Raw genomic sequence first — 20,834 nt, 5'->3', positions numbered from 1 at the left:
GTCTGTACAGCTCACTCCACCCCGTACACCCGTCTGGCGTTGCCCGCCGCCACCATCCCGGCCACCCGTTGCGCGTCCCCCAAGGACCACGCCCCCTCGGCGACCCACCCGCCGAGCACCCTGGCGAGCGCCTCGCGGAAGAGCCGGGCGCCCACCACGTGCAGCTCGGGCAGGCCCTGCGCGCCACTGGAGAAGAGGATCTTGCCGAAGGGGGCCATCTCGAGGATCTCGGCGAGGATGGTGGCGGCACGCGCGCCGGTGCGGATGAGGGCGGCGCCGGAGTCGGCGTAGACGTGCGGGAAGACGCCGGCCAGGTGGGCGGCGTGGCGGTGGTACGGGTAGCCGTGCAGCAGGATCAGGTCGGTGCCGAGGCCGGCCGTGGCGCGGACGAAGTCCGTGAGCAGCACCGGGTCCGTACGGTCGATGCGCAGCCCCGGCTCCCCCAGCCCGGCGTGCAGTTGCAGCGGCAGCCCCGACGCCACCGCGATCCACAGCAGATGCCGGAGCAGCACCGGGTCGCTCAGCTCGCCGCCGACCCTGCGCGCGGCCAGCCAGCGCCCCGCCGCGCCCCGTACCTCTCCCGGGCCGGGCGGTTCGGGCGCGAGCGCGAGACCGTGCCGTACGCCCGCCACGGAGGTGAAGGCCACCGCGTTGGCCGCCGCGCCGTGCACGGACTCGGCGAGGTTGGCCAGGAAGGACTCGACGGTGCCGGAGGTGTCGGCGACCTGTTCGGCGAGGAGTTCGAGCCGCACGATCTCGTGGACCTCGGCGGACGCGGTGGACGCCATCTCCGGGGGGCCGGTGAGGTCGCCGGGCAGGCCGGTGTCGATCAGATACGTCGTGATGCCGCTGCCCCGCAGCAGACGCCGGCCCGCCTCCAGTACGCCGAGTTCACGGCGTCTGGCCAGATAGCGGGCGGGCGCGCAGTGCGGTTCCAGGCCGAGTAACGGCGGGCACCAGCGGCGTACGGCGAACCCGGTCTGGGTGTCGAAGAGCGTGGTGCCGGGCGCCGGCGGGCCCTCGGTGCGGGCCAGCTGGGCCTCGAAGGTGCCGAGGCCCAGTTCCGTCCTGAGCACCCCGTGGCAGTACTGGTCCACGAGGGACGGCGTTTCGATCATCCGGGCTCCCCGTCAGCAGGACCGTGTGCTTGTCACAGGTCCTAACGGGTGAACCGGGCCTCAGGTGTTGGTGTCGCACACCCCGTGCGAAACGGCGGGGAGGGCGGCTCAGGTTGTCGGGCGGGTGCGGGTGACTCGTGGCTCGTCGCACGGGCGCGGCAGAGCCGCGGACGGACCCGGCCCCGCGTCCGCGAGACGGGCGATGCTCAGCCGCCGATCTGGATGCCCGCCATCCGCTTCCACTCGTACGGGCCGGTCTTCACCTTCGCCGCGAACTCGCCGTCGAAGTCCTCGTGGACGGTGACGCCGGCCTTCCCGACCGCCTGCTCGGCGATCTCGTACGTCGGTGCCACCAGGTCGCCCCAGCCGCCGTCCTCGCCGACGAGCACGATGCGGGCGCCGCGCTGTCCGAGGTACGCGACCTGGGCCTCGGCGCCGCCGTGGGACTTCGCGAAGGCGTTGATCTGCTTGGCCAGCTTGGCCACCTTGTCTGCCATGGCCAGGATGCTACCGACGAGTAGATCGAATGGCGACGGGCGGGGTGCGTGACCCGCGCCTCAACGGCGCCGCCTCGGCGGCCCTACCGCAGGAAGGGGTCCACCGCCACGGCCACGAACAGCAGCGAGACATAGGTGATCGACCAGTGGAACAGCCGCATCTCCTTCAGCTTCCCACCCGTCACCTCCGCCTTCGCCCGGTTCTGCAGGGCGTGCGCCTCCCACAGCCACCAGCCGCCCGCGGCCAGTGCGACCGCGGTGTAGAACCAGCCCGTGTAGCCGAGCGGCGTCAACAGCAGGGACACCGCGACCATCACCCAGCTGTAGATGACGATCTGCTTGGCGACGACCTTGTTGGAGGCGATGACGGGGAGCATGGGCACGCCCACGCGCGCGTAGTCCTCCTTCACCTTCATGGACAGCGGCCAGTAGTGCGGCGGCGTCCAGAAGAAGATGACCAGGAAGAGGATGAGCGGCGCCCAGGTGAGGGAGTTCGTGACGGCCGTCCAGCCGATCAGCACCGGCATGCAGCCCGCGATGCCGCCCCACACGATGTTCTGCGAGGTGCGGCGCTTGAGGATCATCGTGTAGACGACGACGTAGAAGAGGAGCGCGCCGAGGGAGAGCCAGGCGCTCAGCCAGTTCACGGTGAGGCCGAACAGCAGCGTGGAGGCGACGGCCAGCGCGATGCCGAAGGCCAGGCACTCTCGCGGACTGACCATGCCGGTGACCAGGGGGCGCTGCGAGGTGCGGTCCATGAGCGCGTCGATGTCGCGGTCGATGTACATGTTCAGCGCGTTGGCGCCGCCCGCGGACAGGTAGCCGCCGACGCAGGTGAGCAGCACCAGACCGAGGTCGGGCACCCCCTGCTCGGCAAGGAACATCACCGGAACGGTGGTGATGAGCAGCAGCTCGATGATCCGCGGCTTGGTCAGCGCCACGAACGCCTTGACCCGGGCCCCTACCGGCCGCCGGCTCGGGCTCTGGCTCGTCCCGATAATCCCCGCTGGACGGGATTCAACGGCCGTCACGCACACCCCTGACAGAGACATCCCAGCGAGCCTCCCCGTGTGAAGTCCCGGTAAAGGCTCGCGCGTACCACGCCACTGTAGACGTTGCCCAGACCCGGACATTCGCGGGGGTGGGGTCGTGTTGGAGGGCACCGTCCGACGGGCGCGCCGAAGCTCGATTGAGCACCCGGATGAGCGGCTGCGTATTCACTTGCCGAATGCGGAACGACCCGGTCGGGAGGCACATCCCGGTGACTCCCGGCAGTCTGGAATGACTCGAAAAAACGCACGTACTTCCGGGGGTAGGCTCGACAACGGCCGGCCGACGCCGAGAACGCCGGCAGCCGGTGGGCGTGTGCCCGTGACACCGGCAACCGACATGTGGAGAGGAGCCCTGACCCAGGGTGAGCACCAAGCCGACCACCACAGACCTCGAGTGGACCGAGTTGGACCAGCGGGCCGTGGACACCGCCCGCGTCCTGGCCGCCGACGCCGTACAGAAGGTCGGTAACGGCCATCCGGGTACGGCGATGAGCCTGGCGCCTGCCGCCTACACCCTCTTCCAGAAGGTGATGCGGCACGACCCGGCGGACGCCGACTGGGTCGGGCGCGACCGCTTCGTGCTGTCCGCCGGCCATTCGTCCCTGACCCTCTACACCCAGCTGTACCTGGCCGGCTTCGGCCTGGAGCTGGACGATCTGAAGGCGTTCCGGACGTGGGGCTCGAAGACCCCCGGCCACCCGGAGTACGGCCACACCACGGGCGTGGAGACGACGACCGGCCCGCTGGGCCAGGGTGTCGCCAACGCCGTCGGCATGGCGATGGCCGCCCGCTACGAGCGCGGTCTGTTCGACCCGGAGGCCCCCGAGGGCACCTCCCCCTTCGACCACTACATCTACTGCATCGCCGGTGACGGCTGCCTCCAGGAGGGCATCTCCGCCGAGGCGTCGTCGATGGCCGGCCACCAGAAGCTCGGCAACCTGGTCCTGCTGTGGGACGACAACCACATCTCGATCGAGGGCGACACGGAGACGGCCGTCTCCGAGGACACCGCTCTGCGGTACGAGGCGTACGGCTGGCACGTCCAGCGTGTCGAGCCGCAGGCCAACGGCGACCTCGACCCGGCCGCCATCTACGCCGCCATCGAGAAGGCGAAGGCGGTCACCGACAAGCCGTCCTTCATCGCGATGCGCTCGATCATCGCCTGGCCGGCCCCGAACGCGCAGAACACCGAGGCCGCCCACGGCTCGGCGCTCGGCGACGACGAGGTCGCGGCGACCAAGCGCGTCCTCGGCTTCGACCCGGAGCAGTCCTTCGAGGTCTCCGACGAGGTCATCGGCCACACCCGCGGCGCCCTGGAGCGCGGCCAGGCCGCCCGTGCCGTGTGGGAGAAGTCGTTCCAGCAGTGGCGGGACAACAACCCGGAGCGCGCCGCGGAGTTCGACCGCATCGCGGCCGGCGAGCTGCCCACCGGCTGGGAGGAGAAGCTCCCGGTCTTCGAGCCCGGCAAGGGTGTCGCGACGCGTGCCGCGTCCGGCAAGATCCTCCAGGCGCTGGGTGCGGTCATCCCGGAGCTGTGGGGCGGTTCGGCCGACCTGGCGGGCTCCAACAACACGACGATCGACAAGACGTCGTCGTTCCTCCCGGCGGACAACCCGCTCCCGGAGGCGGACCCGTACGGCCGCACGATCCACTTCGGCATCCGCGAGCACTCCATGGCCGCGGAGATGAACGGCATCGCGTTGCACGGCAACACCCGTGTCTACGGCGGCACGTTCCTCGTGTTCTCCGACTACATGCGCAACGCCGTGCGTCTGTCGGCGCTGATGCACCTGCCGGTGACGTACGTGTGGACGCACGACTCCATCGGGCTCGGCGAGGACGGCCCCACCCACCAGCCGATCGAGCACCTCGCGTCGCTGCGGGCGATCCCGGGGCTGAACGTGGTCCGTCCGGCCGACGCCAACGAGACCGCGATCGCCTGGCGCGAGATCCTCAAGCGCTGGACCAAGGAGTTCGGCAAGGGCGCCCCGCACGGCCTCGCGCTGACCCGTCAGGGTGTGCCGACGTACGAGGCCAACGAGGACGCCGCGCGCGGCGGTTACGTGCTGTTCGAGGCCGAGGGCGGCGAGCCGCAGGTCGTGCTGATCGCGACCGGTTCCGAGGTGCACGTGGCCGTGGAGGCGCGCGAGCAGCTGCAGGCCGACGGGGTGCCGACGCGGGTCGTGTCGATGCCGTCCGTGGAGTGGTTCGAGGAGCAGGACCAGGGGTACCGGGACAGCGTTCTGCCGCCGGCGGTCAAGGCGCGGGTCGCGGTGGAGGCCGGGATCGGTCTGACCTGGCACAAGTACGTCGGGGACGCGGGTCGCATCGTTTCCCTGGAGCACTTCGGTGCTTCGGCCGACGGCAAGGTCCTTTTCCGGGAGTACGGCTTCACTGCCGAGAACGTGGCGGCCGTCGCGCGGGAATCCCTCGCCGCAGTCCAGCGCTGACGCTCATATACGAGACGTAGGAGTTTGATTTTCCATGACAGACGCACTGAAGCGCCTCTCCGAGGAGGGCGTGGCGATCTGGCTGGACGACCTGTCGCGCCAGCGCATCACGTCCGGCAATCTCGCCGAGCTGATCGACCAGCAGCACGTCGTGGGTGTGACGACCAACCCGTCGATCTTCCAGAAGGCGATCAGCGGCGGTGAGGGCTACGAGCAGCAGGTCGCCGACCTCGCCGCCCGCAAGGTCACCGTCGAAGAGGCGATCCGCATGATCACCACGGCGGACGTCCGGGACGCCGCCGACATCCTGCGCCCGGTCTTCGACGCCACCGGCGGCCAGGACGGCCGCGTGTCGATCGAGGTCGACCCGCGCCTGGCCCACAACACCCGGGCGACCGTCGCCGAGGCCAAGCAGCTGGCCTGGCTCGTCGACCGCCCGAACACCCTGATCAAGATCCCGGCCACCAAGGCGGGCCTTCCGGCGATCACCGAGGTCATCGGCCTCGGCATCAGCGTCAACGTCACGCTGATCTTCTCGCTGGAGCGCTACCGCGAGGTCATGAACGCCTACCTCGCGGGCCTGGAGAAGGCGAAGGCCAGGGGCCTGGACCTGTCCAAGATCCAGTCCGTGGCGTCCTTCTTCGTGTCCCGGGTGGACACCGAGATCGACAAGCGGATCGACGCGCTCGGCACCGACGCGGCCAAGGCCGCGCGCGGCAAGGCGGGCGTGGCCAACGCGCGGCTCGCCTACCAGGCGTACGAGGAGATCTTCTCGGACGGCCGCTGGAGCGCGCTGGAGAACGCGGGCGCCAACAAGCAGCGTCCGCTGTGGGCCTCGACCGGCGTGAAGGACAAGGCCTACAAGCCGACCCTGTACGTCGACGACCTGGTCGCGCCGAACACGGTCAACACCATGCCGGAGGCCACCCTGGAGGCCACCGAGGCCCAGGGCGAGATCACCGGCAACACCATCGCGGGTACCTACCAGCAGGCGCGCGCCGACCTGGACGCGGTGGAGGCGCTCGGCATCTCGTACGACGAGGTGGTGCAGCTGCTGGAGGACGAGGGCGTAGAGAAGTTCGAGGCGTCCTGGAACGACCTGCTCAAGTCGACCGAGGCGGAGCTGGAGCGCCTCGCCCCCTCGGAGGGCTGATCCCTTGCCACCCTTTACCGTCACGGAAGCGAACCCGCTTCGTGACGCCGCCGACCGACGGCTCCCGCGTATCGCGGGGCCGTCGGGCCTGGTGATTTTCGGCGTTACGGGCGATTTGTCACGTAAGAAGCTGATGCCAGCGGTTTATGACCTCGCCAACCGGGGTCTGCTGCCACCGGGTTTCTCGCTGGTCGGCTTCGCCCGCCGCGAGTGGGCCCATGAGGACTTCGCCCAAGAGGTCCACGACGCGGTCAAGGAGCACGCCCGCACCCCCTTCCGCGAGGAGGTCTGGCAGCAGCTCATCCAGGGCATGCGCTTCGTGCAGGGCACCTTCGACGACGACGACGCCTTCGAGCGGCTGCGCGGCACCATCGAGGAGCTGGACAAGGCCCAGGGCACGGGCGGCAACTTCGCCTTCTACCTGTCGGTGCCGCCGAGTTCCTTCCCGGTGGTCATCCAGCAGCTGAAGAAGCACGGCCTCGCCGACCAGACGCCCAGCTCCTGGCGGCGCGCGGTCATCGAGAAGCCGTTCGGGCACAACCTGGAGTCGGCCGAGGAGCTCAACAAGGTCGTCCATGAGGTCTTCGCCCCGGACCAGGTCTTCCGGATCGACCACTACCTGGGCAAGGAGACCGTCCAGAACATCCTGGCGCTGCGCTTCGCCAACACGATGTTCGAGCCGATCTGGAACCGGTCCTTCGTGGACCACGTACAGATCACCATGGCCGAGGACATCGGCATCGGCGGCCGCGCCGGCTACTACGACGGCATCGGCGCCGCCCGTGACGTCATCCAGAACCACCTGCTCCAGCTCATGGCCCTCACGGCCATGGAGGAGCCCGCCTCCTTCGACGCGGACGCGCTGGCGGCGGAGAAGACCAAGGTGCTCGGTGCCGTACGGCTGCCGAAGGACCTGGGCCGGGACACGGTGTTCGGGCAGTACGCGGCCGGCTGGCAGGGCGGCGAGAAGGCGGTCGGGTACCTCCAGGAGGAGGGCATCGACGCCAACTCGAAGACCGACACGTACGCCGCGATCAGGCTGGGCATCGACAACCGCCGCTGGGCGGGCGTCCCCTTCTATCTGCGCACCGGCAAGCGTCTCGGCCGCCGTGTCACCGAGATCGCGGTCGTCTTCCAGCGCGCGCCGCACTCCCCCTTCGACCACACGGCGACGGAGGAGCTCGGCAAGAACGCGATCGTCATCCGCGTCCAGCCGGACGAGGGCGTCACGGTCCGCTTCGGTTCGAAGGTGCCCGGCACCTCGATGGAGATCCGGGACGTGTCGATGGACTTCGCCTACGGCGAGTCGTTCACCGAGTCCTCGCCCGAGGCGTACGAGCGCCTGATCCTGGACGTCCTGCTCGGCGACTCGAACCTCTTCCCGCGCACCGAGGAGGTCGAGTTGTCCTGGAAGATCCTCGACCCGATCGAGGAGTACTGGGACCAGCACGGCAGGCCCGCCCAGTACCCGGCCGGTACCTGGGGCCCCGTCGAGGCGGACGAAATGCTCGAGCGAGACGGACGGAGCTGGCGCCGGCCATGAAGATAGACCTGACCGACACCACGGCCAGCAAGATCAACAAGGCGCTGGTGCAGGGCCGTCGGGCCATCGGCACGCCTGCCGTCGGCATGGTGCTCACGCTGGTCATCGTGACGGACGAGGAGAACGCCTACGACGCCCTGAAGGCGGCGAACGACGCCTCGCACGAACACCCCTCGCGCACGCTGGTCGTCATCAAGCGCGTCTCGCGCTCGCCCCGCGACCGTACGCAGTCCCGGCTGGACGCCGAGGTGCGGGTGGGCGCGGACGCGGGCAGCGGCGAGACGGTGGTGCTGCGGTTGTACGGCGAGGTGTCCGACCACGCACAGTCGGTGGTCCTGCCGCTCCTGCTGCCGGACGCCCCGGTGGTGGTCTGGTGGCCGGTGAACGCCCCGCTCGACCCGGCGAAGGACCCGCTGGGCGCGCTGGCCCAGCGCCGGGTGACGGACACGTACGCCTCGGAGCAGCCGGTACGGGAGCTGTCGGCGCGCGCCGACACGTACACCCCCGGCGACACCGACCTGTCCTGGACCCGGATCACGCCGTGGCGCTCGATGCTCGCGGCGGCTCTGGACCAGGTGGTCTGCGAGGTGAAGGCCGTCGAGGTGGAGGGCGAGGAGTTCAACCCGAGCTGTGAGCTGCTGGCGATGTGGCTCGCGGACCGGCTGGACGTCCCCGTCAAGCGGTCGCTGTCGTCGGGCCCCGGTCTGACGGCGGTCCGGATGGACACCGACTGCGGCCCGATCACACTGGACCGTGCGGACGGCTCCCTGGCGACCCTCTCCATCCAGGGCCAGCCGAACCGTGCGGTGGCGCTGAAGCGGCGCGAGACGGCCGAGCTGATCGCGGAGGAACTGCGGCGGCTCGACCCGGACGACACATACGCTTCGGCGCTGCGGTTCGGGGTGGAACGACTGAACTCCGGGCTCGCCTCGGCGGTTCGGGGCGCGGGAGCGGCCGAGGCTGCCGAGGCGGCGGTGGCGAAGGCCGTGCAGGCCGTGGCGCTGGCCGAGGCCGCTGTGGCGAGGGCGGAGGAGTCGCCTTCGGGCGGGGCTGAGGACTCGGAGGCGAGCGGGGGCGGGGACCCGGAGGCGAGCGTGGCCGCGGACCCGGAGGCGAGCGGGGTCGCGGACTCGCAGGCGAGCGGCGCCGGGGACCCGGAGGCGAGCGTGGCCGCGGACCCGGAGGCGAGCGGGGGCGGGGAGGGATCGTCGGCCCCGGCCAAAGGAGCAGCGGTCGGAACGCCGGCCGAGCTCGCTGCGAAAGCGGCCGCGAAGGCACAGGAACCGGTGACGAAGGCGGCGGCCAAGTGAGTACTCCGCAGTTGGTCGTGCACCACGACAAGGAGCTGATGGCGCAGGCCGCGGCGGCGCGGCTGATCACGAAGATCGTGGACGCGCAGGCCTCCCGGGGCAGCGCGTCCGTGGTCCTCACCGGCGGCCGCAACGGCAACGGCCTCCTCGCCGCGCTGGCCGCCGCCCCCGCCCGTGACGCCATCGACTGGGGCCGGCTCGACCTCTGGTGGGGCGACGAGCGCTTCCTGCCCGAGGGCGACCCCGAGCGCAACGTCACGCAGGCCCGCGAGGCTCTGCTGGACTCCGTGCCGCTGGATTCGAAGCGGGTGCATGCCATGCCGGCGTCGGACGGGCCGTTCGGCGCGGATGTGGAGGCGGCGGCTTCCTCGTACGCGGAGGAGTTGGCGAGGGCTGCGGGGCCCGAGAACCACGGCTCCGTCCCCACCTTCGACGTCCTGATGCTGGGCGTGGGGCCCGACACGCATGTGGCCTCCCTCTTCCCGGAACTCCCAGCGGTACGGGAGACGGACCGTTTCGTCGTCGGCGTCCACGGCGCGCCGAAGCCGCCGCCGACGCGGGTGACGCTCACGCTCCCCGCGATCCGGGCCGCGCGGGAGGTGTGGCTGCTGGCGGCCGGTGAGGACAAGGCTCAGGCGGCCGCGATCGCCCTCTCGGGGGCGGGGGAGATCCAGGCGCCGGCTGCCGGGGCGTACGGGCGTTCCAGGACCCTGTGGCTGCTGGACTCGGCGGCGGCCTCGCAGCTTCCGCGGTCGCTGTATCCGCCGGCTTCGCCGTGAACGGGTAGGGGCGGCGGGCGTTCGTTCTCGCCCCCGCCGCCCCTACCCGTCCCATCCCTGGGGGCTGCGCCCCCAGACCCCCTGATCGGCCCTGAGGGCCTCGTCCTCAAACGCCGGACGGGCTGAAAAAAATCCAGCCCCGGCCCGGCAAAGTTCAGCCCCCGCCCGGCAAATCCAGCCCCTCCGGCGTTTGAGGAGCGGGGTCTGGGGCGGGGCCCCAGAAAGGGGCGCCGGGCTGTGTCGATATGCGGCTCCGCCGCGTGGGCGCGACCAGCCCCCACCGTCCCGCACCCGAAGACCGACCCGGGGTCGAAGGGGCGGAGCCCCTGGGGATGGGACGGGTAGGGGCGGCGGGGGCGAGGAAAGCCCTACTTGACCGACCCCGCCATGACCCCCTGTACGAAATGCCTCTGGAACGCGAAGAACACGACCACCGGCACCACCAGCGACACGAACGCCCCCGGCGCCAGCACATCGATGTTGCTGCCGAACTGCCGTATCTGTGACTGGAGTTCAACGGTCAACGGCTGAGACGCACTGTCGGCGAACAGCAACGCCACCAACATGTCGTTCCACACCCACAGGAACTGGAAGATGGCCAGCGAGGCGATCGCGGGACGCCCCACCGGAAGCACCAGCCGCGTGAAGATCCTCCACTCACTGCCCCCGTCCATCCGAGCCGCCTCCAGCATCTCCTTGGGCATCTCGGCGAAGTAGTTCCGCAGCAGGAACACCGCGAACGGCAACCCGTACGCCACATGGAAGAGGACGACACCCGGAATCGTGCCGAACAGCCCCAGCTGACCGAAGAGTTTGGCGACGGGGAGCAGCCCGATCTGCACGGGGACCACCAGCAGCGCCACCACGACCAGGAAGACCGCCTCCCGCCCGGGGAAGTCCAGCCACGCGAACGCGTACCCGGCGAGCGCAGCGAGCACGACGACCAACACGGTCGCCGGCACCGAGATCAACACGGTGTTCCAGAACGCCTGACTGATCCCTGCGTTCCCCAGCAGCGCCGAGTAGTTGTCGAAGGACAGCTGACCGGGACTGGTGAACACGGTCCACCAGCCCCCCGTCGCCGTGTCCTCGGTGGACCGCAGGGACGACAGGAACAGTCCGGCGAGCGGCGTCAGCCACACCAGCCCGACCACCACGAGAAGCGACTGGACGACCCCGTGGCCCAGACCGCGCTTGACCGCGTTCATCGCTGACTCCCTCGGAAACGGCGGACGTTGAACACCATGGCGGGGATGACGAGCAGCAGGAGCAGTACGCCGAGCGCGCTGCCCAGCCCCTGGTTGTTGCCGCCGCCGAACGACACCAGCCACATCTGCGTCGCGAGCACGGTCGCGTCCTCCTGCACCGGCCCGGGCGCGATGATGTAGACGAGGTCGAAGACCTTCATCACGTTGATGACCAAGGTGACGAAGACGACCGTCAGCACCGGCGCCAGCAGCGGCACCGTGATCCGCCGGAAGATCTGCCACTCGTTGGCCCCGTCCATCCGCGCCGCCTCCAGCGCGTCCCGCGGGAGGGACGACAGGCCCGCGCCGATCAGGACCATCGCGAAGCCGGTCCAGATCCACAGGTAGGCCCCGATGATCGCCGGGGTGACGAGCGTCGGCCCGAGCCAGGAGACGCCCTCGTACGGGGCGGCGAAGTTCGAGGCCGGCAGCTTCACCGTGTACGAGCCGTCGTCCAGCCCGTCGAAAGTGAAGGAGCCGTCGGACGCCGTGGTCGTCGACGCGACCGTCTTCCCGGCCCGTACCGCCTCGACCTTCATCTCCGGCAGCCCGTTCTCCCGCCGGTCGACCTTGCCCTGCTCCCCTCCCCCACCGGGCGTGAAGTCCAGGTACACGACGCCGCGCAGCTCATCGGGGCTCGCCTTCCGCGCCACCGCCGCATACGCCGACTCGGTGCCCCCGGGCAGGTCGTCGGGCAGGACGCCGACCAGGCCCAGCGTGACCGACTCACCCGGCGACGCGGTCGTACTCGTGCGGTACGAGCCGTCCGTCCCCTTCGCCAGCCCCTGCCCGTCGCGTGCCCGGGCCGTCGGATAGGTCGAGGTGCCCTGGAAGGCGTCGTGCACGGAGACGACGGCGGCGTTCAGCACGCCCTTGTCGGGGTCCTCGTCGTAGGCGAGGCGGAAGATGATGCCGGCGGCGAGGAAGGACACGGCCATCGGCATGAACAGCAGCAGCTTGAAGGCGGTGGCCCAGCGGACTTTCTCCACCAGCACGGCCAGGATCAGGCCGAGGCCGGTGAGCAGGGCCGGGGCCACCACGACCCAGATGGTGGTGTTGCGGATGGCCTTGAGGGTGGCCGGGTCGCGGAACATCTCGGCGTAGTTCTCGCCGCCCACGAAACGGGTGCCGGAGGCGTCGAAGAAGCTGCGGCCGACCGAGAACAGCACCGGGTACACGACCAGCGCGCCCAGCAGGAGCAGCGCCGGGAAGACGAAGAGCAGGGCGATGATCCGCGCGCGCCGCCGCGAGCGCCGGGCACGTTCCCTGCCCGGGCTCACGGCGGGCCCGTGGCTCGCCTCTTTCAGGAGAGTGGCGGTCATGTCGGGTCAGCCCTGGCCCTCGTACGCCTTGGCCGCCGCGGCCTCCAGCTTCGCCGCGGTGCCCTTCGGGTCGGACGGGTCGCGCAGGAAGTTCTGGAGGAGCTTCCACTCGCCCGCGCCCTTGGTGCCGCCGAACGCGGCCGGTGCCTGGTCGGACATGTCGAAGCGGACCGAGTCGGAATCGCCCGCGGCGACAAGGGACTTGGCGGTCGCGCGGGTCACGTCGTCGCCGTAGGAGGCGAGGTCGACGTTCTTGTTCGGGGAGAGGAAGCCACCCGCCTCCGCCCACACCGCCGCGGCCTCCGGTGTCGCCAGGTACTCCAGCAGGGCCATCCCGGCCTTCTGGTTCTTACCGTCCTTCAGGACGACGGCCGCGTCTCCGCCGCTGACGACCGGCGCCTTGCCACCGCCGACGGCCGGGAAGGGGAAGAAGTTCGCGTCCTCGCCGATCTTCTTGCCGAACTGGTCTTTGGCGACGCCCGCGACGAAGTCGCCCTCGTAGACCATGCCCGCCTCGGGCTTCGGCCCGAACACCTTCTCCACCGAGCCCGGGAAGTCGGTGTTCAGGGCGCCCTTCTGGCCGCCCGCGATCAGCTGCTTGTCCTTGAACAGCTTGCCGAGCGTGGTCAGCGCCTCGACCACCGACGCGTCGGTCCACTTCAGCTTGTGCGCGGCGAGGGCGTCGTACTTCTCGGGTCCGGCCTGGGAGAGGTAGACGTTCTCGAACCAGTCGGTCAGCGTCCAGCCGTCCTGCCCGGCGACCGAGAACGCGGCGAGACCGGAGTCGGAGACGGTCCGTCCGGCCTTCAGCAGGTCGTCGTACGACTTCGGCGGCTCGACGCCCGCCTGGGCGAGGGCGTCGGGGCTGTACCAGACGGTCGACTTGTGGGCGGCCTTGAAGTAGAGACCGTAGAGGGTGTCGTCGACGCTGCCGTAGTCCTTCCACACGGGGGCGAAGCCCGCGTCCACGGACTGCTGGGCGGTCTTGGACAGCGGCTTGAGCCAGTCGTTCTTCGCGAACTGCCGGAGCACGCCGACCTGCGGGACCATCACCACGTCGGGGGCGTTGCCGCCCTCGATCTTGCTGCCGACGACGGTGGAGACGTTGTCGCCGGTGGACACGAACGTCGTCTTGGCGCCGGTCTTCTCGGTGAACGCGTCCAGGACCTTCTGGAAGTTCTTCTGCTCGGTGCCGGTCCACACGCCGGCCACGGTGATCGTCTGTCCGCTGAGCGCCTTGTCCCCGCCGCCGGCGGAGACCGGTCCGCCGCCACAGGCGGTCGCGCCGAGCGCCAGGACGAGGGCGGTGCAGCCGGTGAGCAGGGTCGTACGTCGTCGCATCATCGTTGATGTCCCTTCGGGGGGATGGGGAGTTGACGGGAGCTCGGGGCTCCTGGGGGGCTTCAGAGGTCGGCGTCGTCGCCGATCCACCACGCGGCCGTCGAGCCGGGCAGCACTCCGGCCGGGCAGGGGCCGCTGGACAGCAAGGGCGTGCCGGAGACGGGCGCCGGGGTGGGGGCCGTACCGAAGTTGACGGCGCAGACGAGGCCGTCGCCGCGGACGAAGGCCAGGACGCCGGGCGGGCTGTCCAGCCAGCGCAGCGTGCCCTCGCCCAACTGGGGCAGCGCGTCGCGCAGTTGGAGGCCGTCGCGGTACAGGTGCCAGAAGGAGCGGGTGTCGGCGAGGGCGCGGTCGGTGGCGTACTCGGCGAAGTACTCCGGCTGCGGCAGCCACGGCTTGGCGCTCTCGACACCGGAGGTGAAGCCGAACGGGGACGCCTGGCCGGACCACGGCAGCGGCACCCGGCAGCCGTCGCGGATACGGGCCCGGCTGCCGGTGCGGTGGAAGATCGGGTCGGTGAGGACGTCGTCGGGCAGGTCGACGACCTCGGGCAGGCCCAGTTCCTCGCCCTGGTAGATGTACGCGGCTCCGGGCAGCGCCAGCATCAGTAGCGCGGCGGCGCGGGCGCGGGCCGTACCCAGGCCGCTGCCTTCGAGCGCGGGTTCGCCGTAGCGGGTGACGGTGCGGACCTGGTCGTGGTTGTTGAGCACCCAGGTGACCGTCGAGCCCGTGCCGGCTATGTCCTCCATGGCCTCCGAGATCACCTTGCGGAAGGCGTCGGCCTCCCAGGGCGCGCTGAGCAGGTCGAAGAAGAAGGCCTGGTGGAGTTCGTCGTCGCGGACGTACAGGGCGTGCTCGCGGGCGGTCGGCACGGAGACCTCGCCGACGAGGAGGCGCTCGCGGCCGTCGCGGGCGGTGTACTCCTCGCATATGGAACGCCACTTGCGCCACACCGCGTGCACCTCGGGCTGGTTCCAGGCGAGCGGGTTGACCGAGTCGCGGGTGCGGGCGTCGGCCTCCGGGTCGTCGGAGTCGGGCAGCTCGGGGTGCTTGAAGAGGCCGGCGGCCACGTCGATGCGGAAGCCGTCGATGCCCCGGTCCAGCCAGAAGCGCAGGACGCGGTCGAACTCGGCGCCGATCTCGGGGTTGCGCCAGTTCCAGTCGGGCTGCTCGGGCGCGAACATGTGCAGGTACCACTGGCCGGGCCGGCCGTCCGCCTCGGTCACCCGGCTCCAGGCCGGGCCGCCGAACATGGAGTGCCAGTTGTTCGGCGGCTCCTCGCCGGCGGCCCCCTGGCCGTCGGCGAAGTGGAAGCGGGCGCGGGCCGCGCTGCCGGGCTCGGCTGCCAGCGCCTCCTCGAACCACGGGTGCTCGCTGGAGCAGTGGTTCGGGACGATGTCGAGCAGCACCTTGATCCCGAGCCGCCGGGCCGCCGCGACCAGCAGATCGAACTCGGCGAGATCTCCGAAGAGCGGGTCGACGTCGCAGTAGTCGGCGACGTCGTAGCCGTGGTCGTGCTGCGGCGAGGGATAGAAGGGGCTCAGCCAGATCCCGTCGACGCCCAGCTTCTTCAGATACGGCAGCCCGGCCCGGACCCCGGCGAGATCGCCGACTCCGTCGCCGGTGCTGTCGAGGAAGCTGCGGACGTAGACCTGGTAGATCACCGCGTCACGCCACCAGTGGTACTTACTCAGCATGCATGCATGTTAAGTAGCAGTTTCAGGAGGGTGTCAATGAACTGGACGTAAGCTACCGAGGAGTCAGGGCTTTATATCCGCCCATTTCAGGCGAGAGCGACCATAGAAGAGACCTTGGCGTTACTTAACGAGTAACTAGCGGGATGAGACGGCGGCGAGGTCTCTCGCCAGCCGACGCACGGCTGCCGCGGGCGTCTCGTGTCCGGTCATCGCGTCCCGCACGACCGCCTGCACCACCAGGCTCACCTGGTCGTAGCGGGGGCTCTTGGGGCGCGGCGCGGCCGTGCGCACGCTCTCGCGCAGGGTCGGCAGATACGGGAACTCCCGCACCAGCGCGGGATCCTCGTACAGGTCGGCCCGTACGGGCGGCAGCGCGCCGCGCGTGAGGACCTGGCGCTGGACGCGCTCGCTGGTCAGGTACGCGATCAGCCGGGCGGCCGAGTCGGGATGCCGGGCGTGGGCGCTGACGGCCAGGTTGGAGCCGCCCAGCACGCTCCTGCCCGGTCCGTCCGGACCCGGCAGCGGCACGGCACCGATCCTCCCGGAGACCGGCGAGCCCTTGGCCGACGCGCCGACATAGGCGTACGGCCAGTTACGGAGGAAGAGCAGGCGGCCGTCCTGGAAGGCCTGCTTGGACTCCTCCTCCTTGAACGTCAGCGCCCGCTTCGGGATCCAGCCCTCGCGCACACCCCGGGCGAGGAAGTCGATGCCCTCGCGGGCCGCCGTCGAGTTCACGGTGACGCGCTCGCCCTCGTCGCCGAGGATCGAGCCGCCCGCCGAGTAGACGGCCTCGGCGGCGTTCACGGTGAGGCCCTCGTAGGGCAGGAACTGGCCCGCGTAGCCGTCGAGCCCGTACTTCGGGGCGATCGTCTTCGCGGCCCGTTCCAGTTCGGCCCAGGTGCGCGGCGGGTCGACGCCCTCCTTGGCGAGGATGTCCTTGCGATAGAGGAGCAGGCCGGCGTTGGTCACGTACGGGACGGCGTAGAGCTGTCTGTCGTAGGTCGCCGTGTCCACGACCGGTGGCAGGAAGGTGCCCAGGGGGAAGCGGTCGCGGTCCAGCGGACGGATCCAGCCCTGCGCCGCGAACTCCGAGGTCCAGCTGACGTCGATGTTGAGGATGTCGAAGCGGCTGCGGTCACCGGCGCGCAGGTCGGTGGTCATCTGCGCATGGGTCTCGTCGGCGGAGTCGGGCAGCTCGACGAGAGTGACCTTCTCGTCGGGGTGGGTGCGATTCCAGCCATCCAGCACGGACCCGAGATAGCCCGTCAGGTCCCCGGCGGTGGCGAGGGTCATCGGCCCCCGGCCGCTCGCGGGGCCCTCGTCGGCACGTGCGCCGGAGGCGACGTAGCCGGTCAGGATCACAACGAGGACGAGAAGGCCCCTACCGGCGGCGTGGATCCACCGCATAGGTTCCTCCCTGTACAACCCTGTACAACTGGCGCCGAACGTCTTCGTCCGGGGTCAGAGGCCATGTATACCTGTTAGGTATGCGCGATACTAGGCCTCGCGGCACATTAACCAGGATGCGAGGAGGAGAGGTCGAGTGCGGCTGCCCCTCCTGGCCCTGCTGGCGCGCGGCCCGGCGCATGGCTACGAGCTGAAGCAGGACCTTGAGCAACTGCTGGGCTCCGCGTACCCTCAGCCGAACGTCGGCCAGATCTATGTGACTCTCGGCCGTCTCGAGAAATCGGGGCTGATAGAGGGCGAGGACGTCGAGCAGTCGAGCCGGCCCAACAAGAAGGTCTACCACCTCACCGACGCCGGGCGTGAGGCGCTGCGCGCCTGGTTCGAGGAGCCCGAGGACGAGCCGCGGGTACGGGACGAGTTCTTCATGAAACTGGCCGTCGCACCGCAGACCGGTCTCGCCGACCAGATCGTCCTCATCAACAAACAGCGGCGCCAGTACCTGAACACCATGCGTCAACTGTCGAAACTGGCCGCCGCCGAGAACCGGGACAACCGCATCGCGCAACTGCTGATCGAGGGCGCGATGCTGCACCTTCAGGCCGATCTCGACTGGCTGGAGCGGTGCCAGGAAGAGCTGGAGGAGTTGGAGTGAGCGACGATTCCACTCCTGAGCTGCGCGCCGGTGGTTCCGAGGCGGACGCGAAGGTTTCCGGGCCGGGCGCGAAGGGTGCCGGGCGGGGCGCGACGGGTGCCGGACCGGGAGCGAAGGGTGCCGGGCGGGGTGTGAAGGGTGCCGGACCGGGAGCGAAGGGTGCCGGGCGGGGTGTGAAGGGTGCCGGGGCCGGCGCCGAGAGCCCTGTGCTGCGTTCCGAGGGCCTGGTCAAGACGCATCACGGTGAGGGCGCTCCGGCGCACGCCGTGCGTGGCGTGGATCTTTCCGTGCGGCAGGGCGAGTTCGTTGCGGTCACCGGTCCGTCCGGTGCCGGCAAGTCGACTTTGCTGCATCTGCTGGGCGGGCTTCAGCGCCCGGACAGCGGGAGCATCTGGCTGGACGGCGAGTGCGCGGACCGGTGGAGCGAGGCCCGCTGGGCGGTCGAGCGCAGGAAGCGCATAGGGATCGTCTTCCAGTTCTTCAACCTGGTCTCCGACCTGTCCGTCGCCGACAACGTCGAGCTGCCCGCCCTGCTGGCCGGTGTCCCGCCGAAGCGGGCGCGCGCCGAGCGGGCCGAGCTGCTGGCCGAGCTGGGCCTGACCGGCAAGGAGCGGAGCATGCCGGGGGAGCTGTCCGGCGGCGAGCAGCAGCGGGTCGCACTCGCCCGGGCCCTGGTCAACCGTCCGCCGCTGCTGCTGGCCGACGAGCCCGCGGGCAGCCTGGACAGCAAGGGCACCCGCGAGGTGATGCGGCTGCTGTCCCGCTTCCACCAGCGCGGCCAGACGATCGTGCTGGTCACGCATGACGCACGGCTGGCGAGCGCGGCGGACCGGGTGATCAGCTTCTTCGACGGCCGGATCGCCGACGACGCCGAGCTGGACGCCGGCGCGCCGCCGCGCCGCACCGGGATATCCGGTGTGCTGGAGCTCCGGGACTGAGATGCGGGCCACCCTGCGCTGGGCGCACTCCGATCTGCGCACGCACCGCGGCGAGGCGCTGTTCCTCGTGCTCGCCACGGCCGGGATCGTCGTCTCCCTGCTGCTGGCCACGGCCCTCTTCGGCTACGCCACCAACCCCTGGCAGCGCGTCTTCACCCAGGCCCACGGCGCGCACGTATGGCTGCACACCGGCCCGTCCGCGGACACCGGGAAGCTGGCCGACCTCGAGGGCGTCGACTCCGTCGCGGGCCCCTACCCGACCTCTTCCACCACGCTCGCCTCCCGCGGAACCCGCGCCTCCGTCGAACTGCGCGGCACCCCCGAGCGCCCCACCGTGGGCCGCCCGCTCCTCACCTCCGGTCACTGGCTGGACCCGGCGAACCCCGACGGCGTGGTCCTGGAGACCCGCCTGGCCCGCGCCCTGCTGGCCGCCCCCGGCGACACCCTCACCCTCCCCGGCACCGACCGGAGCCTGACCGTGCTCGGCATCGCCGACAGCGCCGAGCCGCGCTACCGGCCGGGCGAGCAGCCGGGCCTGGTCTGGGCTCCGCCGTCCGCCGTGCGCGACCCGGGCGGGCAGGTGATCGGGCTTCGGCTGACCGACCCCGACGACACGGACTACGCCGTCCAGCGCGCCGTGACCGTCCTCGGCGCCGGCGCGGTCAGCGAGGTCTCCACCTGGAAGCAGGGCCGGGCGGAGGCGCAGGGCGACAACCGGCTGCTCGGGCAGGTGCTGGGCCTGTTCGGGCTGGGCGCGCTGGTCGCCGCGGGGCTTGCCGTGCACGGGGCGATCGGCACCCGGATCCGCGGGCATCTGCGGGACATCTCGGTGCTCAAGGCGATCGGCTTCACTCCTGGCCAGGTGGTCCGCGTCTTCCTGCTCCAGCACCTGGCCTACGCCCTGCTGGGCGCGGTGGCCGCCGCATCCGTCCTCCAGGCCCTCGGCAGCCGCATTCCGGGACGGCTCGGGGACGCGGTCGGGGTCTGGCAGGGGCTGCCCGGACACACTCTGGCGCTGGTCGTGGTGCCGGTCGGGGCGGTGCTGTTGATCGGCGCGACCACGGGGCTGGCGGCGTGGCGGGCGGGGCGCGTGCCCCCGGTGCCGGTGTCACGGCCTGCGGCGCCGCTCGGCGGGCGGCTCTCGGGGGTGGCGCGCGGCGCGCTCGGACTACGGCTGCCGCCCGCGCTGGTACTGGGCTGGCACCGGGCCTTCACCCGCCGCCCGCGGTCCCTGGCGACCGTCGCCCGGCTCGCGCTGCCGCTGCTGCTGATCGTGGTGGCTATGGGCGCGTGGACCACCATTGAGCGGTTCGACAGCCGACCCGAGCAGATCGGCCTGCCGACTTCGCTCACCGTGCACGCCGACTCCGGTCTCGCCGAACGCGACACCCGCGCCCTGCTGGAACGCGACCCGCAGGTCGCCGCCGCCTACCCGGGCGTCGAGGTGGCCGCCCTGGTCCCGGGCCAGACCGCCACGATCGCCCTGCGGGGCCTCGGTACCCACGCGGACCCCTATCCGTGCACCCTGGCCGAGGGGCGCCCGGCCCAGGGCCGCGACGAGGCGGTGGCCGGTCAGGGGCTGCTGGAGCTGCTGGACGTGCGGGTCGGCGACTGGGTGCGGATGACCGTCGGCGACCAGCCGCAGATCCTGCACATCGTGGGCCGCAGCATCGAACCGGAGAACGCCGGCCGGGTCATCTCCACCTCCCTCGACACCCTCCGCGAGAACGACCCCGGCCTCGGCCCCACCCTCTACGAGCTGCGGCTCGACCCGGGCGCTGACCCCGCCCGGGTGGCCGACCGACTCTCCACGGCCGGGCACGGCAGCCTGGACGTCCATGCCGTCCCCAATCCCGCCGACGGGCTCTCGCCCCTGCGCGGAGTCGTCGTCGGCCTGATCGTCGTCCTGGCCCTGATCGGGCTCATCGAACTACTCACCGCGATCGGCGGCACCGTCCGCGAGAGCGAACGCGACCTGCTGGCCCTGAAGGCCATCGGCCTCTCCCCACGGCAGATCACCGCGATCACCGTCACCTCCACCGCCTGCACCGCCCTGGCCGCGGTCGTCATCGCCACGGCCCTCGGCGCACCCCTCTCGCACTGGCTGATCGACGCCCAGGGCAGATCGAGCGGCATCGGCGCGGGCATCGCCCAAGGTCCACCGCTGGCTCTCCTGCTGCCGCTCGGCGCGGCGGCGGTGCTCGGCGCCGCCGCGCTCGCCGCCCTCCCGGCATCCCGCGCGGCACGACGCCGGCTGGCGGACACGCTGAGCGCGGTCGCCTGAGGGTGGCTGCAGCGGCGCAGCCGCCGCAGCCAAGGGGCGCGAGG

The 20,834-nt window shown here is 70.9% G+C and carries 16 protein-coding genes; 8 read left to right on the top strand and 8 right to left on the bottom strand.

Features of this window, described 5'->3' with window-relative positions; genetic code table 11:
* Window positions 1–11 precede the first annotated feature (11 nt).
* The 3 genes from ACFZBP_RS29110 to ACFZBP_RS29100 all read right to left on the bottom strand — a co-directional run bounded on the left by ACFZBP_RS29110 (window position 12) and on the right by ACFZBP_RS29100 (window position 2,667).
* Window positions 12–1,118, bottom strand: a complete 1,107-nt coding sequence (locus tag ACFZBP_RS29110) for an amidohydrolase family protein (RefSeq protein WP_391417368.1) — start codon at window positions 1,116–1,118, stop codon at window positions 12–14.
* A 206-nt stretch (window positions 1,119–1,324) separates the two neighbouring features.
* Window positions 1,325–1,615 carry a hypothetical protein gene (locus ACFZBP_RS29105; protein ID WP_383445158.1) on the bottom strand — a complete coding sequence of 97 codons (291 nt, stop codon included), beginning with the start codon at window positions 1,613–1,615 and terminating at the stop codon, window positions 1,325–1,327.
* A gap of 83 nt (window positions 1,616–1,698) precedes the next feature.
* Window positions 1,699–2,667, bottom strand: coding sequence for a heme o synthase (locus ACFZBP_RS29100; protein ID WP_391417365.1), 969 nt, complete (start codon window positions 2,665–2,667; stop codon window positions 1,699–1,701).
* Window positions 2,668–3,029: 362 nt separating this feature from the next.
* Here ACFZBP_RS29100 and tkt point away from each other — a divergent pair, with 362 nt between their 5' ends.
* The 5 genes from tkt to pgl are packed head-to-tail and all read left to right on the top strand — an operon-like array spanning window position 3,030 to window position 9,902.
* Complete coding sequence (gene tkt, locus ACFZBP_RS29095) at window positions 3,030–5,117, top strand: transketolase (protein ID WP_383445152.1); 2,088 nt, start codon at window positions 3,030–3,032, stop codon at window positions 5,115–5,117.
* Between the two features lie 34 nt (window positions 5,118–5,151).
* A complete protein-coding gene (tal, locus tag ACFZBP_RS29090; protein WP_383445148.1) occupies window positions 5,152–6,270 on the top strand; it encodes a transaldolase in 1,119 nt (372 codons plus the stop codon).
* 4 nt (window positions 6,271–6,274) lie between these two features.
* Window positions 6,275–7,813 carry a glucose-6-phosphate dehydrogenase gene (gene zwf / locus ACFZBP_RS29085; protein WP_383445145.1) on the top strand — a complete coding sequence of 513 codons (1,539 nt, stop codon included), beginning with the start codon at window positions 6,275–6,277 and terminating at the stop codon, window positions 7,811–7,813.
* Complete coding sequence (gene opcA, locus ACFZBP_RS29080; protein ID WP_391417362.1) at window positions 7,810–9,123, top strand: glucose-6-phosphate dehydrogenase assembly protein OpcA; 1,314 nt, start codon at window positions 7,810–7,812, stop codon at window positions 9,121–9,123. The genes zwf and opcA overlap by 4 nt, the downstream gene beginning before the upstream one ends.
* Window positions 9,120–9,902 carry a 6-phosphogluconolactonase gene (gene pgl, locus ACFZBP_RS29075; protein ID WP_391417360.1) on the top strand — a complete coding sequence of 261 codons (783 nt, stop codon included), beginning with the start codon at window positions 9,120–9,122 and terminating at the stop codon, window positions 9,900–9,902. The genes opcA and pgl overlap by 4 nt, the downstream gene beginning before the upstream one ends.
* A gap of 368 nt (window positions 9,903–10,270) precedes the next feature.
* On the opposite strand, the gene ACFZBP_RS29070 is transcribed toward pgl, so the two are convergent.
* The 5 genes from ACFZBP_RS29070 to ACFZBP_RS29050 form a co-directional block, all read right to left on the bottom strand.
* Complete coding sequence (locus ACFZBP_RS29070; protein WP_391417359.1) at window positions 10,271–11,110, bottom strand: ABC transporter permease subunit; 840 nt, start codon at window positions 11,108–11,110, stop codon at window positions 10,271–10,273.
* Window positions 11,107–12,471: an ABC transporter permease subunit gene (locus tag ACFZBP_RS29065; RefSeq protein WP_391417357.1), complete on the bottom strand. Its 1,365-nt coding sequence runs from the start codon at window positions 12,469–12,471 to the stop codon at window positions 11,107–11,109. The genes ACFZBP_RS29070 and ACFZBP_RS29065 overlap by 4 nt, the downstream gene beginning before the upstream one ends.
* A 6-nt stretch (window positions 12,472–12,477) precedes the next feature.
* Window positions 12,478–13,815 carry an extracellular solute-binding protein gene (locus tag ACFZBP_RS29060; protein WP_391417355.1) on the bottom strand — a complete coding sequence of 446 codons (1,338 nt, stop codon included), beginning with the start codon at window positions 13,813–13,815 and terminating at the stop codon, window positions 12,478–12,480.
* Window positions 13,816–13,874: 59 nt separating this feature from the next.
* Window positions 13,875–15,509 (bottom strand): glycoside hydrolase family 13 protein, encoded by a 1,635-nt coding sequence (locus ACFZBP_RS29055; protein WP_383445126.1) that lies wholly within the window; start codon window positions 15,507–15,509, stop codon window positions 13,875–13,877.
* Window positions 15,510–15,644: 135 nt separating this feature from the next.
* Entirely contained in the window at window positions 15,645–16,916 is a 1,272-nt protein-coding gene (locus ACFZBP_RS29050; protein ID WP_391417352.1) for an extracellular solute-binding protein, read from the bottom strand.
* A 136-nt stretch (window positions 16,917–17,052) separates the two neighbouring features.
* Between ACFZBP_RS29050 and ACFZBP_RS29045 the strand changes: the two genes are divergently transcribed.
* From ACFZBP_RS29045 to ACFZBP_RS29035, 3 genes are all read left to right on the top strand, one after another.
* Window positions 17,053–17,568 (top strand): PadR family transcriptional regulator, encoded by a 516-nt coding sequence (locus ACFZBP_RS29045; protein WP_383445121.1) that lies wholly within the window; start codon window positions 17,053–17,055, stop codon window positions 17,566–17,568.
* Window positions 17,569–17,741: 173 nt separating this feature from the next.
* Window positions 17,742–18,506 (top strand): ABC transporter ATP-binding protein, encoded by a 765-nt coding sequence (locus tag ACFZBP_RS29040; RefSeq protein ID WP_383445712.1) that lies wholly within the window; start codon window positions 17,742–17,744, stop codon window positions 18,504–18,506.
* Between the two features lies 1 nt (window position 18,507).
* On the top strand, window positions 18,508–20,790 hold the full coding sequence (locus ACFZBP_RS29035) for an FtsX-like permease family protein (RefSeq protein ID WP_391417349.1): 2,283 nt from the start codon (window positions 18,508–18,510) through the stop codon (window positions 20,788–20,790).
* Window positions 20,791–20,834: the final 44 nt, after the last annotated feature.

It is taken from the genome of Streptomyces sp. NPDC008086 (assembly GCF_042957325.1).
Lineage (GTDB): Bacteria > Actinomycetota > Actinomycetes > Streptomycetales > Streptomycetaceae > Streptomyces.
Note: the sequence above shows the minus strand (reverse complement) of the source record. Positions and strands in the feature narration are given on the sequence as shown.